Origin of the sequence: Wolbachia endosymbiont (group A) of Bibio marci, assembly GCF_947251645.1 — a bacterium.
In the GTDB taxonomy this organism is placed as follows: domain Bacteria; phylum Pseudomonadota; class Alphaproteobacteria; order Rickettsiales; family Anaplasmataceae; genus Wolbachia.
Window position 1 is genome coordinate 1,052,718 of record NZ_OX366364.1, and the last position, 16,049, is coordinate 1,068,766.

The window sequence follows — 16,049 nt, forward strand, 5'->3', positions numbered from 1 at the left end:
GAGTTCTACCTACTATGTTTTCATAATGTGTTTATTATTGTATAATACACTTGCTAGTGTAAATAAGGTATGAAAGTGAATGTAAATAGATGTAAGAAATTCTATTTTTTCCTTTTATAGAGTTTGCTCCAAACTTTATTGTTAGTTAATACAAAAAACACTGTTAAAATTATAAAATACGCCACTACTTTTAATCCAAGTTTATGCCTGCGCTCTAATTCTGGCTCTCCTGCCCATTGTAAAAAATTTACCACGTCATATGCCATATTTTCAACTGTGGCTTGTCTTGCACCATCATATTCCACCATTCCTTCAGAAAGTGGTGGCGCCATAGCTAATCTGCCTGTTGGAAAATACGAATTAAAATATAAATCATTTTCATCGTGTTCGCCGTTTTGATAGCCTGTTAACAGTGAATAGACATAATTTGCACCATCATGCCTTGCTTTAATAATTAACGATAAGTCTGGTAGAACAGCACCATTATTGCTTGCTGCAGCTGCTTCTTTTGAATCAAAAGGCGCAATAAAATAGTCTGAAGGTACTCCAGGTCTGTCAAACATTTCACCCATATCATTTGGGCCATCTTTAACTTGGTAAGAAGCCGCAATCTGTTTTACATCTTCTTCAGAAAAACCGATGTCTTGCAAATTACGAAATGCTACTCTATTCATTGAATGACAAGCAGCACAGACTTCCTTATATACCTTGTAGCCACGTTGAATTGATTCTCTATCGAAAGACCCAGTAATTCCATCACATTTCCAGTCCATTTTTTTATTTGGTGATGGTTTAAAATCTTCTGCATACACAAAATTAGTAAGGAATAATGCACAAAACACAGCCAATATATTTTTAACCAGCATTATTTCATCTCCGGCACAGAATCACTTAAGGTTTTTGGTGGTTCTTCTGGCTTTTCATATTTACTAAGCAGTGGTAAAATTATTACAAAGTATGCAAAATAATAAAGAGTGGATAGCCTACTCATAGTGATGTAAGGCTCCTTCACCTCTTGTCCTCCAAGCCAGGCAAGAAGTGCAAAATTTATTGCAAAAACCCAAAAAAAATTCTTGAATACCGGGCGGTAAGCACCACTTTTAACTTTTGATCTATCAAGCCAAGGTAACAGAAACCAAACTAAAATAGATGCAAACATAGTAAGCACACCAGTAAGTTTATCTGGAATTGAACGTAGCATTGCATAAAAAGGTAAAAAATACCACTCTGGCACTATATGTACCGGAGTTACCATAGAGTCAGCTTCTATATAATTGTCTGGATGCCCAAGATAATTGGGAGCATAAAAAACAAATGCAAACAAAGCTACAAAAAACAGACCAAAAGTTATGCAATCCTTGACTATATAATAAGGATAGAGAGGAATGGTATCCTTATCTGATTTTACCTCCACTCCACTTGGGTTACCAGAGCCAAACCTATGCAGAGCTATCACATGAAGCATAGCTAAAGCAATAATAACAAAAGGCAGAAGATAATGCAGAGCGAAAAAACGGTTAAGTGTTGGGTTATCCACTGAAAAACCACCCCATAACCATATAACTATTTTATTGCCAATTAAAGGTATAGCAGAAAATAAGTTGGTTATAACTGTTGCACCCCAGAAACTCATTTGCCCCCAAGGCAATACATATCCCATAAAGGCAGTTGCCATCATTGCAAAAAATATAAATATACCAACAAACCACACCATCTCTCGTGGCCTCTTGTAAGATCCGTAATATAACCCACGCATTATATGAACATAGACTACCATAAAGAAGAGCGATGCTCCAACAGCGTGAGTGTAGCGTATTAACCACCCGTAATTTACATCTCGCATTATGCGCTCTACACTATTAAACGCATAATCAACATGCGGAGTGTAGTGCATAGCAAGAAATATACCTGTTATTATTTGTAAAATTAGTGCTATACCAGCCAAAGAGCCAAAATTCCAAGCATAATTTAAGTTTTTTGGCACTTGGTAAGAAGCAGTGTGTCTTAGAAAAGAAAATATAGGCAGTCTATATTCTATCCACCCTAATATGCCTTTTTCTTCTTTTATTGTTTCTTTTTTGTTATCTTCCTGCATAACTTAAAGTTTTTTGAATATTGCTATCTTTAACTCATTTTATTGTAGCAGCTTATCCTCTACGCACAATAAAAAGTTTAAAGTAATACTAATTACTACTTCTTCAGCAACCTATCACGTGCTGCGTTTAATTTTTGCGCAAAATATTCCGAGCCTCCCTTATCTGGGTGAACTAATTTCATTAAATTTTGATATGCTTTATTGATTTCATTTTGACTGGCCTCAGGATTCAGCCCCAGTATCTTTAATGCTTCATCTTTGGACATGTTATCACCAGTGTAATTTTCAGTATAACTTCTACTGCTATCAAATTCGTTCAAAAACTTACTCAATATAGAGTTCATCATGAAACTTACGTTATTTTTTCTTGTCAGGAAGAGAAAAAATACAAAAACACTAGGCAGAATAAATGTAATCACTATGAATATCAGAAAAAGGAAAAAGATGAATGACATGTATATTTTTTTATCATTTTATGATTAAATAGTAACAATTATAATCGTCATGGTAAATAACATGTTCATTCAGATTGAAGAAACACCTAATCCAAACACACTGAAATTTCTTCCTGGATTTGCAATTCTAAACGAAGGAGAAACGGCTGATTTTTCAAATGCAGATGAAATAAAAAACTCCAAGTTAGCAGCAAATCTTTTTCAAATAGAACATGTGGTAAGAGTGTTTTTTGGCCATGATTTTATTTCAGTGACAAAATCTGGTGGGATTAATTGGGATATATTAAAAGTGGAAATTTTAACTACAATTATGGATCACTTTACTTCAGGTGGAAAAGCACTAGATAAAGAAGGAGTGAATGATAATAACATACCAGATGAGGAATTTTTTGATAAAAGTGATATAGAAATTGTAAATAGAATAAAAGAATTGATGGAAAGTTACATCAAACCTGCAGTTGCTCAAGATGGTGGCGATATCAAATTTCGTGGCTATAAAGATGGAATAGTTTATGTTGAGTTACAAGGAGCTTGCTCTGGATGCCCAAGTGCTGCAATTACCCTCAAGCAAGGAGTGCAGAATATGCTGAGCTACCACATACCAGAGGTTGCAGGTATAGAGACCACACTATGACTAATCAAACGGTTAGAGGAACAAAAGATCTCCTGTTTGATGAATGGTACAAGTTTAAACACATAGAGCAAATAGCAAGCAGAATCTCAAGTCTATATGGCTTTTTGCCTGCTCAAACTCCGATATTTGAATATACGGAAGTTTTCACAAAGACTTTAGGTGATAGCTCAGACATCATCAATAAAGAGATGTACACCTTTAATGATAAAGGAGGAAAGAGCATAACTTTACGTCCTGAGTTCACTGCAGCGATTGTCAGGCTACTCATTGAAAAAAAACTGCAAACACCGATAAAATTATTCTCAACAGGACCTGCATTTCGCTATGAAAGACCGCAAAAGGGAAGACAAAGGCAATTTCATCAGATAAATTTTGAGATTTTTGGCATAGAAGATCCAAAAGCTGATATTGAATTGATATCACTCGCTCAGCACTTACTAACTAAATTTGGCATCAATAAAAATGTAAAGCTGGAAATCAACTCTTTAGGTGATGGTGAAACAATAACTAAATATAGAGAAGCTTTGATCTTATACTTTACAAAGTACCAAAATGATCTATCAGAAGATAGCAAAAATAGGTTGATCAAAAATCCACTCAGAATACTAGATTCTAAGGATGAGAAAGATAGATTAATAATCTCTGGTGCACCTAAAATCAGCAATTATTATACGAAAGAGTCCTCAGATTTCTTTGAACAAATACTAAATGGATTAACAATTCTTGATATACCTTATACCGTAAACAATAAACTAGTTCGAGGTTTGGATTATTATTGCCACACAGTGTTTGAGTTTGTTACAGAAGATTTAGGTGCACAAGGGGCAGTTTTTGCCGGTGGAAGATACGATAATCTAGTATCTTCAGTAGGTGGAAAACACACTCCAGCAATAGGATTTGCAGGAGGTATTGAACGCATAATGGAGTTAATCAATTATTCTCCGAAAGAAGAGCGACCTATTTACCTAATTCCGATCGGCAGAGAGGCTGATGAACATGCTCTAACACTTGCAAATGAATTGCGCAGAAATGGTTTATATGTAATCTATGAATATAGCGGAGCGCTTAAAACCCGAATGAAAAAAGCAAATCAAGCAAATGCTAAAGCTGCCTTAATTTTTGGTAATGAAGAATTGAGTAGTAAAACTTTAAAGATTAAAAACATGGATACAGGTGAAGAAAAAATAATTGCTCGCGATAACACAATAGAAAACATCTAATTAGGAGCAATGCAAATGTTTTTCTCAGTCAGCTATAGAAGAAAATTCGTCTGCACAAGAATTTTTCATAGCATTCAATGTATCATAATCTGTAAAATCTAATTTTACTGGTGTGATAGTAATAAATCCTTCTTTTATTTTATTTACACTACCACTGCCTGAGTGCTCTCGAGACCAATTTAAGCTAAAAGAGCCATTCGAATTTTCAGTAAAAGTTAAATCCCCATCAATGTTATATTCACCTTGTTCAGCAAATTCTACTCCTTTTACTTTTTCCGTAGCAGGAAAATTTACACTCATCACTATGTTTTTAGGCCAACCAACCTTAACTAGCTTGGCAATAACCTTTGGTGCAAAAACCTTTGTATTGTGCCAGTCTATTTTATCATGATAAACTTGGCTCAGCGCAATAGAAGGTATAGACCTTGCAGCACCTTCCATTACAGCACCAATTGTTCCTGAATAACAAATATCGTCCCCGACATTTGATCCAATATTTACTCCGGACAATATTAAGTCTGGTTTTTTATTCATAACTTTATTTAGCGCAATAATGACACAATCTGCAGGAGTACCAGACACACTAAATTCCCTTTCACTATGTTGTTTTATTCCAATAGATTGTTTCACTGGATAATCAAGAGATCTTGCAGCCCCGCTTCTATCAGTATCTGGTGCCACTATCCATATTTCTGATGCAAAATTCCGTGCAATCTCTTTGAGTAATTTTATTCCTTCACTTCCAAAGCCATCATCGTTTGTTATCAATATTATCATGTACAATACTCAGCTATACAGTTCCAAATTATGTAAATCACTGGCTGTAAATAAACTCATAAGGCTTTAGGTTTCTTTGCATAACTACGAACTGTAACAAAGAACCTGCTGTAAATCAATAAGAAAAGATTAGGAGTGCAAACAGGTTGGAAAGTATAGTATTTCCTAAAATTAATAATAAATTTCTTGGCTAGCAAGAAGCTGTAAATTTTTTTGCGAGACCTAAGCCGCTTTTGATATAGCTAAAGGTTTACTGACAATCGTCTCATTCCACTACCTGCTGACTTACTTTCTGCTTAGCATATCCATCAAATCAGATTCTTTGAGTTTACTATGGTCAACTTTACTGAACTTATTCACTATAGAGCTCATTTGATTATACTGCTTAATTAGAAGATTAACGTCAGTTACACTTGTTCCGGACCCCTTAGAAATTCTAAGTCTTCTTTTGCCATTTAAAATATCTGGATTTTGCCTTTCCTTTTCAGTCATTGAGTTTATGATGGCTATATATTTTTTCACTTTATTGTCATCTGGCACACCGCTGCTTAGCTTTTTTGTGAATGAACTAGGAATGAATTTCATTATGTTGCTAATACCATCCATTTTATTGAGAGTTTTTAACATTCCCACTAGGTCATTTAGGTCGAATTTACCCTTTTTTACTTTCTTTTGTAACTTATCAATTTCTTCCTGACCAACAATCTCAGCAGCTTTTTCAACCAATGATACAACATCACCCATGCTAAGTATCCTTTTTGCAATTCTATCGGGATAAAAATCATCGAGGTCACTTAATTTTTCACCACAAGCAATAAATTTAATTGGACAATCGGTGATCATTTTCATAGAAAGAGCAGCACCACCACGTGCATCACCATCAACGCGGGTGAGAATAATGCCGGTTACACCTATTACCTCATTGAATGATTTGGCAATGTTGACCGCATCCTGGCCTATCATTGCGTCGGCTACTAAAATAACTTCTGCAGGTGAAGCTATTTCCTTTACGGCTTTCAACTCATTCATCATATTATTGTCAATATGAAGCCTGCCTGCGGTGTCTAGTATTAATACATCATAATTATCGTTCTTTGCTGCTGCCAGTGCCCTTTTTGTAATTGCAATAGGCCCCTCATTTATTACTGTAGGTAAAGTTTGTACGTCTATCTGTTTACCCAGCACCTCAAGTTGTTTTTGGGCAGCCGGCCTATAAATGTCTAAAGAGGCAAGCATCACTTTTTTCTTTTGCTTTTTTAGCTTGAAAGCAAGCTTTCCTGAGGTAGTTGTTTTACCTGCACCTTGTAAGCCCACCATCATAATCACAGCAGGGGGTTTAACTGCTAGATTTAAGTCACTTTTCTCTGATCCGAGAACTGCAACTAAATTATCCTGCACAATTTTAATTATCATTTGTGCTGGAGAAACACTTTTTATGACTTTTTCCCCAATCACTTTATCTTTAATGTCGTTGATGAATTTTTTTGCAACTTCAAGTGAAACGTCAGCTTCAATTAAGGCTATGCGTATTTCACGCATGGCAAGATTAAAATCATCTTCAGAAATGATCGACTTTCCTCTTAGTTTACTAAATACAGAATTTAAACTTTCAGTTAACGATTTAAACATAATAGCGTTAGTAGAATACTCATTAAAAAGAGAGAAGAAGCTGAAACAAAACTCACTGAGTTATAACCCAGCACTTCTTTAAGTTTAGTAATATTATTAAAGTATAAACTAGTAAGTGAATTAGTCAAGTTTTGCACTACGCTGGCAAATATTTCTCTAGTTTTAGAGACTAACTGATTGAACAGCAAGGTAATATAGGATATGAAAGCTCTAAAAATCCAATCAACATCCATTTTAAAATTTACTCTCGGGTAAAATAACTTGCGTAAAGGAATAAACAATAAAGTGGTACATAGTAACAAATTAAATTGCGACAAAATATTTTTTGTGTTGTACACAAAATCGAAAATCGAAGGTTTATTGTAAATAGGTAAGTAAGGATTGCCAGCGATTACGCATATAAATGCTAAAATGATCATAGTCATTTTGCCCCCCCTCTCTGCTAACGGTTTTGACTTACTTTTTGCAATAAATAAGTAATAAAGAAACTTTAGCCCCACGCTTAAATGAAGCAGCAAATTTAGAACCTTATATAAATTTTTATACCCTTTTAAGGCAACAGTGTTCATTTCAATTTCAGCTGTGATATATGATTTACTGATAAATCCAGCGGTTCCAGGAAATGCAGCCATTGTAAGTATTGCGATTATAGCACACATGCCTTCCACTGACATCAGTTTACCTACTCCATTAAAACTAATTGTTTTTGTTCGTGAAATAATCGAATTGCTGACCACAAACAATAATGATTGATAAACAAGAGAGAAGATTATATGCAGTATCAAAATTGGTATTGCCTTTTCCGAAGGGCTAAGTAAACCTCCTGCAATAATCAGCAAGCCCATTTGTCCTACAACGTTATAGCATAAAAATCTGCGAATATTTTGCTCAAGAGAAGCAAATATAATGCTGTAAATCGCAGTGATAGAGCCCAATAATGCTAATGTTTCAGCATGATTCTGCCATAAACCATAAGTGTGTAAAAGCATCACTAAAAAAGAGACTTTAGTGGTAAATAAAGAGAGATATGTAGTGCCATGTAGCGATGCAGCAGGATATGCATCAACAACCCAAAACGAAAAAGGAAAACAAGCGCAGTTTATCAATAAACCTAAAATTATCAGGTTAGTGCTTTGAAGTGCCAATCCTGCTATTAATATAACTCCAACGAAAAAGTGTACACAGGCGTACCTTATTGCAGGTCCACTATCTCTACAGCCAGCTGCGATAGTAAAAAATGCACTGACGGTCATTAATTCACAGAATATTATAACCAATATCATATGTTCAGATAAAACTGCATAAAGTGAACTAATAGTGTAAGCAGCAAAAGATAGCATTTCTGAAAAAGTCAAATTTTGTGCTGGTAGAACAGCTAAAAATGCAACTGATAAAAAAGATATTAGTATGATACGAAAAGATAAATCAAAATCTAGAATTGGGAGAGACCAATTTACTGCAATGCTCAAATTTTCAGGTAATTTTAGGACTATAACTATTAATATAGTCAGTAGGAGTAACAGTGACGATTTACAAAATTGCACAATAATTTAAACCAATATGGTTTATGCTATCTCAATATATGAATAAAATCAATTTGCATATTAACCACTAATTAAACTAATTATCATATAATTATATCAGAGTTTAGAGGGTTATAGAGAAACCGGTCAGATTAGGTTTTTAATCTAATCTGACCGATAGCTTTAATAGTGAGGTAAGCTTTAATATAGCATTCTTAATTCATAATGCTACACTCGTGCATAATTTATTTTTAATTTGTGCACGAGCGTTAGTAAATTATTTACTTTTTGAAATAAAATTTGGCATCACTTTAATATCCAGACTTAGTAAACCTCAGTAGGGCATCCAGTTGGGCCCATAAGAATTATTTGCTCGCCTTCTCTTAAGTGTCTGCATAAACCAGTGGAACCGCCGATTTCCAGCACAATAGTGGAAATAATTCCTTTTTTTTTGTCTACTTCAGTGCCAGTTACAGCTATACCTTCCATAGCGAGGTTAGTTTTTTTGCTATTGGTTTCAAAATTTTGCAACCTAAAGAATTGTCCAGGTTTAAAATTCTTTGCCGCAAGTGGTGCTTTGATCACTATTTCCACAACTTTGTCTGTTAAATATTGAACTTTTATAACCTTTGCAGTGAATTGCTCTTTGATTTTATTGAAAAATTCTTTGTTAGCCAGATCTTCAACGCTTGACCACGCATTTTTTTTCTGGATCTCAGTGTCAGCTACTTGGATGACATCTTTTTTGGTAAAAGTTACTCTTACATTACAACATTCATACAATTGTGCATATGACTCCGAGATTCTAGCTGGAGTGACAGAAACGAAGCTATTAACTCTATTCAAAAGCTGGGAAATAACAGGGTAGCCGTTCTTAGCACTTGCCATAGCTTTCACGACGCTGCCGCTATACGAAGGATGAAGATCACCAAAAAAGCTAATTGCTTTATTGCCTTGCTTATACACTAATATTCTATCTTTATTTTGCATTTTAGGAGAAAATATTGGATCTATTTCTTTTCCTGATGAATTCAAATGAGTAAAATACCCATTACTTAATTTAAAATGCTTTTTATCTTCTGTTGCAATAACCGTATTTGGCTCAGTACCTGCTGCTATAAAAATAGAACGTGCTTTCATGCATTTGATTTCGCCGGATTTTGTGCCTATCAGTTTTATTGATTCAGCATGGTTATATTTATCCGTCACAACTTCAACTGGCTCTAAGTTTTCAATAAAGTAAATCCCTTCTGATAATGCGTTTTGCACCTCTTCGCTATTTAATCGATAACTTGGCGAGTCTTTCAGCTCTTTTCTATATACAACTTTTACTCCCCCAAGACTCTGCATTAACTCTAATATTTTTATTTCTCTACTCTCTTTTTTTGCTAACTCTTGCTCTGCTTGGATCAACTTTGCGTGCGATATAAATTCATTCGCAATTTCATGTTCTTCTTCTGTCCAATCTTTTTCAACATAGTCTTTTCCATATTTACCAACCAATACCTCGTAACGAAGAAGAAATTTTTCTACTTGAATTGGATAATACGCTAAAGCTTCAGTGGCAGTGTCAATCGCAGTAAGCCCCGCACCTATGACAACTATCGGCATACGAACTTGCAGATTTGCTATAGAATCAAATTTAAGAGCGCCAGTCAGTTGTAACAACATAAGAAAGTCAGATGCCATGCGCACCCCACGAGCTAGCATATTCTTTATTTTTATCATTCGAGGCTTACCTGAGCCAAGCGCCAAGGCGATGTGATCAAAACCTAGATTGAAGCTATCTTTCACGGTAATTGTGCCACCAAAACGAATGCCGCCATAAATTGCAAAATTTTCACGTCTTTCTAGTAATAACCTGATAATTTTTAAGTAATTTTTATCCCACCGAGAAGTAATGCCATATTCTGCCACCCCACCAAACCCACCTGCCGTGCGTTCACTCAATTTTTCGTGTTTGAAATCTTTAATTAGCTGGAAATTATCGATCAAAGGTTCAATCTTTAGTCCATCAATGGCGATAACGTTATGCCCATCATTCAACAAATGATGAGCTAAATTAAAACCAGCAGGACCAAGGCCTACAACTAGAACGTTTTTTCCGGTGTTTTCTCTTGGCAATGAACGCTGAAAATTTAAAGGATTCCAACGGCTGAGCAGAGAATATATTTCAAATCCGTACGGTAAACTAAGCACATCATCCAAAATCCTTGTTTCAATCATTGGCACATTCACGGGTTCTTGTTTCTGATATATGCACGAGTTCATGCAGTCATTGCATATTCTGTGCCCAGTAGCCGCACATAATGGGTTATCTATCATCACAATTGCAAGGCTTGCTATGCTGTAGCCTTCGCTTTTCACCAGATTCATTTCTGATATTTTCTGTTCTAGTGGGCAGCCATGCAGCTCAACTTTTAGTGGGGATTGTTTAAAAGTATTGTCGTTATTAATTAGCCCCTTTGAGCAGCTGTCCTTATTTTGCTTATGACAGAATATGCAGTAGTGAGCGTTATCTAATGCTTTATTTAAACTCACCTTTTTGCTTATTAGATCAAAACCATATCGTCTTTTTACTTCATTTGAATACAGCACTTCAACTTTGTCTACTTCTTTTTTAGAAAATGGTATGAGATTTTCATGGTCAATTTTCCTATGGATACTAAAGAGTATACTCCGTTTATTTTTTACTCTCCACACTGCATATTGTGCCGCAAGTTCTATTTCTTCTTTGTGATTTTCTTTATCTTGAAACCAATGCATCACCTGCTCAGCAAAATTTTTTTCTGTTGTTGGCAAAGTGAGAAAATGACTTAGTCTGTTAGTAATATCTATATTCGCCACATTAGTGTATTTCTTCAATGCGTAGCGTTGGACAAATAACCTTTTACATTTATATATTACAGCAAAGTCATTGTGTTTTTTCTTTAGCTCTTCTATTTCTTTTTCAATGTTGAAAAATTTTGCAATAAACTCGTCAAATAAATATGAGAGGTCTATTATTAACTGGCTATCACCAATCTGATTTTTCCTTGCTTCAATTAATGAACAAAACAAGCTTTCATCACATGATTTAATATAATTCAAAAATGTCTCATCCAATTTTATTAATCCACTGCGAGTATATAGACTAGAAAATGAGATATTAAGCTGCATTATACAGTATGCACACTGTCTTTTGTATATTACGTATTTTGTAGCATAGCTAAAATCGTTGCCTCTGCAACCTTTTCTTCACCAACATACGCAATACACTCAAATTTACATGCACTTAAACGTGCGTTTTTAACATTAGCTTGAAGAATCAGTGTGTCCCCTGGAGTGACTGGCTTTCTGAATTTTGCATTTTCAATAGACATAAAGTAAATAGCTTTGTTTTCTATTGTATCTTGACTTTCTTTACCAAGAACACATATAGCAGATGCTTGAGCTAGAGATTCAATTATCAAGACTCCGGGCATTATTGGATGACCAGGGAAATGGCCAATAAAAAATGGCTCATTGAAAGTCACATTTTTGATTGCTTTTATACTTTTACCAGGATCACACTCTATAACCCTATCTACTAAGAGAAACGGATAAGAATGTGGTAGTATTTTTATAATATCACTGATATTAAATTGCATAAGCCTACTCAATGCCTTTAAAAGCAAATTCAGGTATTTCCTTGTTTATATTGTTTAATACCATATCCGATAAATCAACTTCATCCATAGAGTATAAAACTTGGTTCTTTTTTGAAATAAATAGTACCAAATCTATGTTGTTTTTTTCTGCCGTTTTTTTAGCAACTTCTTTTATCTTGTTAAAAACACTCTCTACTGCATCTCTATAACTTTCTTCTAAATACAACATTTTTTCAGCGTAAGCATCTCTAGCATTTACAGTATGCTTATTAAACTGTTCTGTCTTTTCCTTTTTTGCTTCTTCTGACAAAAGTTCAAATTCTTCTTTTGATGGCTTAAGTTTTTCTAACTCACTTTCAAATTCTTGTTGTAATCTAGAATTCTGCTCCTTTATTTGTTGTTGTATGTTTTGCAGAGCAAGAGATTCATTAATGACTTTGTCACTATCAATAATTGCAGCTTTTGTGTTCTGAGGCCGATATTCTATAAACTTATACCCCACAAATAAGGAAATAATTAAGGCAATAACTGATATAAATAACTGTATATATTTCATTCAAATCCCCGCTTCAATAGAAAATTTAACATTTGGTGATGGTATTATATCATAAGATTCCTTTACTAAAGGAAACCCAAAATCTAATCTAAGTCTACCAAAAGGAGAAGGCATTGAAAAGCCAAAACCTGGTGACACTCTTATAAGCTTACTATCATTATATGGATCTTTATATTTCCCATTTTTATCATCTAAGCCGAAAAGTGCTGCATAGTCAACAAATAATGAGCCTTTGATACCAGCATAGTCATATAGTTTTGGTAGTGGAAAATCTACTTGCTGTGTTAAATTAAAATAAGTTTTGCCTCCTAGTGAGCTTTTATTTTTGTTTTCTGTTCTTGGTCCAATACCGGAAAGGTCAAATCCTCTAATTTCATTACCACCTTTAAAAAAGTGCTGGCCAATGTTTAGATCTTCATCGGTATAAGAAAAAATATGACCTGCTGCCATCTTAAAGCGTAGTATTATGCTATCGTCAATTTTACTTAATATAGGATGCGTGTAAAAAGACAAGAACTCAGATTTTAGGAAGTTTACATTCCCTCCCAATCCTGAAATATCCTGACTTAAGCGCAGTAAATACCCTTCTTTTGGAGTATAGAGGTTATCCAGTTTATTATACGCTAATGTGTATCCTACTGATGAAATCTGATGTTCACCTTCTTGCCCCTTTATTATATCAGAGATGTCATTGTCTTTTCCATCCTTATTATCCATATGTATACGGTTATACTTGTAAGAGTAGCGAATGGAATTAGTTAAGTTTTCTATAACTTTGTATGATAATTTTGTTGAAAATCCCATGTCACAACTGTCGAAGCTAGTGTGTGGTTTATCTTGTTTTTCATAAAATACGCCCACACCTAGTGATGTATCAGAATCGTTAAAATTATTTTCAACAACCTCTACATTAGTAGAAAGTGAATATTGATTTTTCTCAAGAGCAAAAGAGAGCTCTTTACCACTACCAAATAAATTACGATCTGTGAAATCAGTTTTTACAAATGCTCCACCAGGAAAGGACATACCTCCTGCTAAAGATAATGAAGCAGTTCTTTTTTCTTTAACATTTAAGTCAAGATTTACTGCATTGTCATTAACTGCGTAACTATTTACTTTTACTGTTTCAAAAAAATCACTACTCATTAGTTTTTTACGTGATTTTTGAATCTCAGATATATTGTACGCATCACCTTCTGCTATACTTAGCTTACTTCTGATCACCTTATCTAAAGTGCGATCGTTACCATCAATTGTAATTTGATTTATATAAATCTTTTTACCCGGCAGCACTCTGTAGGTCACATCTACAACATTGTCACGTTGTACATACTTTGGATTAACTTTTGCAAATATATATCCTTTCTCATTTAAATACTTGTTTATTTTTTCTACTGTATTATTAATTTTAACTCTATTAAATATCTTATCGTTTTCCTCTGTTATAAAGTCCAATATTTCTTCTTTTAGGCTTAAATCCTGAATTTCAGTTTCAATATTAACCTCATTATTTCCAAACAAATATTGCTGTCCTTCGTCAATCAAAAAAGTCAACTCTATCTGATTGTTATTATCAACCTCAACAATCGGTTGAATATTATTTTGAATATATCCTTTAGATGAATAAAAACGATCGAGCAATTCTGTGTTAATCAATAAATATTGTGGTGAATAACGAGTTCCGCCCTTAAAAATGGCTCTAAATAACTTACTAAATATGTCATTACTATGCACTTTAATAGCTTGCTCTAGCTCGGTTTCAGAAAAGTTTTTGTTACCTATAAATCTTATATCCTTAATTTTAGAGGTTTTACCTTCTTTTATTTTGAAAATTAGATTGACCCTATTACCATCGAGCTTCTCCAACTCATATTCAATTTTAACGCCGACTTTGCCATTATTTCTATAAGTAGTAACTAAATTCATTAAATCGCTTTGCAATTTTGTTTCAGTGAAAATAGTTAGCGATTTTGACTGAATCACATTATTTAGTAACTCTTTGCTATTAAATAACTTATTACCCTTTAATATTATCTTGTTAATTAGTGGATTCTCTTGAATTTTTACTACTAAATTTTTTTCATCATCAACATAAGCGTTAACGCTAGCAAACAACTTTGTTTTATATAGATCTTTTATAATTGAGTCTATATCATCGTCATTTACATAATCGCCAGGTTTTAGTTTTATATAAAAACCTATTGTCTGGTTGCTTACCCTCTCATTACCAATACATTTGACATCTTTCACCTGCACTTTTTCCTTATTTTCTAAAGCAACAAGTAGAGCGGGAAAAATTACTATTAATAATATGTAAAGTAGCTTTTTCATGTTTATTTTAAAAAAGACTCCTAATATCATTCGAAATTGCAATTGCCATAAGCAAAAACAATACGGAAGCACCAAAAGTAGCTGCATATTTTTGATATTTCAAACTTAAATCCCTGCGTATAACTGCTTCTATAATATAGTGAAATAAATGCCCACCATCCAATAGTGGAATTGGCAGCAAGTTAATTGCAGCTAAATTAGCTGAAATAATTGCCATGAAATACACAACCATAATGACCCCCTTTTTAGCTGATTGCCCTGAATACTTTGCGATTTTTATTGGCCCACCTATTTCATTGATACTCCTTTTACCAACAATAATTTGAAAGAGAGCTTTGATCGTTAAGCACATAGTGTGGTAAGTTTCACTTACTGATAAGCTCACAGCCCCAAGAAAAGACGACTGCTTTAATGTATTGACTGAAGTAATCCCTATCATTTCTCTTTCTACTTTGTTACCAAAATCGTCCTTACCCTCTATTATTAACGGAGTGAGGCTAGTTCTGTGCTCTGCATTATTTCTAGTATACTCAATTTCCATTTTTGTCTTAGGGTTTGACATTATCACACGTGAAATATCTTCAAAGTATTTTATTTTATGCTCATTGATTTGTGTAATAGTGTCACCTGGCAACAAACCAGCTTGCTTGGCTGCACTGCCTTCGACTACATTTCCGATAATCGGTGGAGTGTGATAATAGCCTTTAATGCTGAAAAACATTGTAAAAGCGATAACAGCGAGTACCATGTTTGCAAATGGTCCTGCAAAAACCACTGCTGCCTTTTGATGACGCGGCTTTGTATGGAATGAATATAATCTTTCTTCGTTAGTCAATTTTTGCTGATCAGCTGGAACGCTTGCTGCATTAGTATCCCCTAGCATTTTAACGTAGCCACCCAGTGGAACAGCACTTAATCTCCATCTAGTTCCAGATTTATCGTTAAAACCAAAAATTTCAGGACCAAAGCCTATAGAAAAAGATTCAACTTTAACTTTGCATGCTTTAGCAACAATATAATGCCCATATTCATGCACAAACACTATAACAGAAATGATTAAGGCAAATGACAAAAAACAATATATTCCATTGCCAAACTGATGAATGAAATTTGAAATTAACTCCACCTGTGTATTTAGATCTTATACAAATGTTAAGTATATTAAAACGCGCCTCGCTTGACAAGTATTTAGTTTAACTT

At 34.2% G+C, this 16,049-nt stretch carries 13 protein-coding genes; 2 read left to right on the plus strand and 11 right to left on the minus strand.

Translation table 11 applies throughout. The annotated features are described in order from the left end of the window. Positions 1 to 101: 101 nt before the first annotated feature. From OPR48_RS05550 to OPR48_RS05560, 3 genes are all read right to left on the minus strand, one after another. On the minus strand, positions 102 to 866 hold the full coding sequence (locus tag OPR48_RS05550) for a cytochrome c1 (protein ID WP_265025772.1): 765 nt from the start codon (positions 864 to 866) through the stop codon (positions 102 to 104). Beyond that, positions 866 to 2,095: a cytochrome b gene (locus tag OPR48_RS05555; RefSeq protein ID WP_265025773.1), complete on the minus strand. Its 1,230-nt coding sequence runs from the start codon at positions 2,093 to 2,095 to the stop codon at positions 866 to 868. The genes OPR48_RS05550 and OPR48_RS05555 overlap by 1 nt, the downstream gene beginning before the upstream one ends. A 95-nt stretch (positions 2,096 to 2,190) precedes the next feature. Continuing rightward, complete coding sequence (locus OPR48_RS05560) at positions 2,191 to 2,514, minus strand: DnaJ domain-containing protein (RefSeq protein ID WP_265025774.1); 324 nt, start codon at positions 2,512 to 2,514, stop codon at positions 2,191 to 2,193. 97 nt (positions 2,515 to 2,611) lie between these two features. Here OPR48_RS05560 and OPR48_RS05565 point away from each other — a divergent pair, with 97 nt between their 5' ends. Further along, positions 2,612 to 3,184: a NifU family protein gene (locus OPR48_RS05565; RefSeq protein ID WP_265026643.1), complete on the plus strand. Its 573-nt coding sequence runs from the start codon at positions 2,612 to 2,614 to the stop codon at positions 3,182 to 3,184. Further along, the gene (gene hisS / locus OPR48_RS05570) at positions 3,181 to 4,404 is read left to right on the plus strand and encodes a histidine--tRNA ligase (RefSeq protein ID WP_265025775.1); all 1,224 of its coding nucleotides are present in this window, start codon (positions 3,181 to 3,183) and stop codon (positions 4,402 to 4,404) included. The genes OPR48_RS05565 and hisS overlap by 4 nt, the downstream gene beginning before the upstream one ends. A 24-nt stretch (positions 4,405 to 4,428) precedes the next feature. On the opposite strand, the gene surE is transcribed toward hisS, so the two are convergent. The 8 genes from surE to rseP all read right to left on the minus strand — a co-directional run bounded on the left by surE (position 4,429) and on the right by rseP (position 15,975). After that, on the minus strand, positions 4,429 to 5,181 hold the full coding sequence (surE, locus tag OPR48_RS05575; RefSeq protein ID WP_265025776.1) for a 5'/3'-nucleotidase SurE: 753 nt from the start codon (positions 5,179 to 5,181) through the stop codon (positions 4,429 to 4,431). Between the two features lie 285 nt (positions 5,182 to 5,466). Next, complete coding sequence (ffh, locus tag OPR48_RS05580; RefSeq protein ID WP_265025778.1) at positions 5,467 to 6,810, minus strand: signal recognition particle protein; 1,344 nt, start codon at positions 6,808 to 6,810, stop codon at positions 5,467 to 5,469. After that, positions 6,795 to 8,354: a proton-conducting transporter transmembrane domain-containing protein gene (locus tag OPR48_RS05585; RefSeq protein ID WP_265025779.1), complete on the minus strand. Its 1,560-nt coding sequence runs from the start codon at positions 8,352 to 8,354 to the stop codon at positions 6,795 to 6,797. Before OPR48_RS05585 ends, ffh begins: the two co-directional genes overlap by 16 nt. Before the next feature lie 303 nt (positions 8,355 to 8,657). Continuing rightward, complete coding sequence (locus OPR48_RS05590; protein ID WP_265025781.1) at positions 8,658 to 11,492, minus strand: FAD-dependent oxidoreductase; 2,835 nt, start codon at positions 11,490 to 11,492, stop codon at positions 8,658 to 8,660. A 29-nt stretch (positions 11,493 to 11,521) separates the two neighbouring features. Continuing rightward, on the minus strand, positions 11,522 to 11,962 hold the full coding sequence (gene fabZ / locus OPR48_RS05595) for a 3-hydroxyacyl-ACP dehydratase FabZ (protein WP_265025782.1): 441 nt from the start codon (positions 11,960 to 11,962) through the stop codon (positions 11,522 to 11,524). Positions 11,963 to 11,966: 4 nt separating this feature from the next. Then, on the minus strand, positions 11,967 to 12,518 hold the full coding sequence (locus OPR48_RS05600) for an OmpH family outer membrane protein (protein ID WP_265025784.1): 552 nt from the start codon (positions 12,516 to 12,518) through the stop codon (positions 11,967 to 11,969). Then, positions 12,519 to 14,849 (minus strand): outer membrane protein assembly factor BamA, encoded by a 2,331-nt coding sequence (gene bamA / locus OPR48_RS05605; protein ID WP_265026644.1) that lies wholly within the window; start codon positions 14,847 to 14,849, stop codon positions 12,519 to 12,521. A gap of 7 nt (positions 14,850 to 14,856) precedes the next feature. Beyond that, entirely contained in the window at positions 14,857 to 15,975 is a 1,119-nt protein-coding gene (gene rseP / locus OPR48_RS05610) for an RIP metalloprotease RseP (protein ID WP_320109920.1), read from the minus strand. Positions 15,976 to 16,049: the final 74 nt, after the last annotated feature.